Raw genomic sequence first — 1,071 nt, forward strand, 5'->3', positions numbered from 1 at the left:
GCTGGGCACGAATCCACGCCGTATTGGTGATAGGCTTGTACGAGTTGTCAGGTAATCCCAACTACCTAACTCATTGAGCCACCCTGGCCCTCTTACTAATTTGTAGTGTTGAAGATTATAGTGGAGTTCCCATTGACCAATTTATGGACAGAGTGGAGATCTCTTTCCCTAAATATTGAAAAGAGATGGAGATCCAATTTTGTTGGGATAGTGGAGATACCATTTACAAATCTGTGGGAAGAGTAGACATCTCATTTTCCAAATTTGTGTGTATAGTTTAGATCCCATTTACCAATGTTTGGGGTTGCGTGGAGATCCCATTACCAATATTTTTCTGCATGTTGCAAACCAGTGTCTAATTTCATCAATCATGGTCTAATCTCATTGGCTTCTTAAATGTTGTCACATTTATTTTTCAATACTTTGTTTGTACTCAGTATTAATATTATTGTTGTGGTTTTTTTATTACTTTACCTGTGATGAAATCTTGTATAGCAGCAATCAGAGGTTCTCCATTCCTAGGAGTTATTATATTAGACTTTGACTGAAATGAGAATAAAAATAGCTAAATCTGGATACATAATATTATATTAACTGTATTGGTAAAACTAAAAGTCACTTTTCTTTTAATTAGGTTCTTATTTGAGTGAAATCCAAAACAATTTTTAAATATTATTTCCCTTTGCAAGAAATTTCTGCCTTCCTTTTCCAAATTATGGCAATGTAAAATTTAAAACATTGCAATCTATTATGAAACTTACTAAAGGAAGATAAACAAATTATTATTTTATGTGGAAGATGCATACCATTGGCAAAAATTTATTGGTTTACAATGTACTGACCCCCATTAATATAAGTGCCTCTGCTTTGGCCTCCTCCGTCTGTGGCAAATGAAGATTCATCTCATCACCATCAAAATCAGCATTAAATGGGTTACAGCAACATTCATTAAATCTAAATGTTCTATGGGGCATAACTTTTGCCTGAAATGGAAAATTAATAACAGGAAATTGAAAAGATATAAAAATTCAATTCTAATATAACGTCCTTCTTTCGCTTTGCAAACAAATG

Annotated in this window: 1 pseudogene; it reads right to left on the bottom strand. The window is 33.2% G+C overall.

Going from position 1 to position 1,071, the window contains the following annotated elements:
* Positions 1 to 839 precede the first annotated feature (839 nt).
* Positions 840 to 986 (bottom strand): annotated as a pseudogene (locus tag BAZSYMA_RS04245) (hypothetical protein); the annotation flags it as partial.
* Positions 987 to 1,071: the final 85 nt, after the last annotated feature.

This window comes from Bathymodiolus azoricus thioautotrophic gill symbiont, from assembly GCF_001298715.1.
GTDB lineage: Bacteria > Pseudomonadota > Gammaproteobacteria > PS1 > Pseudothioglobaceae > Thiodubiliella.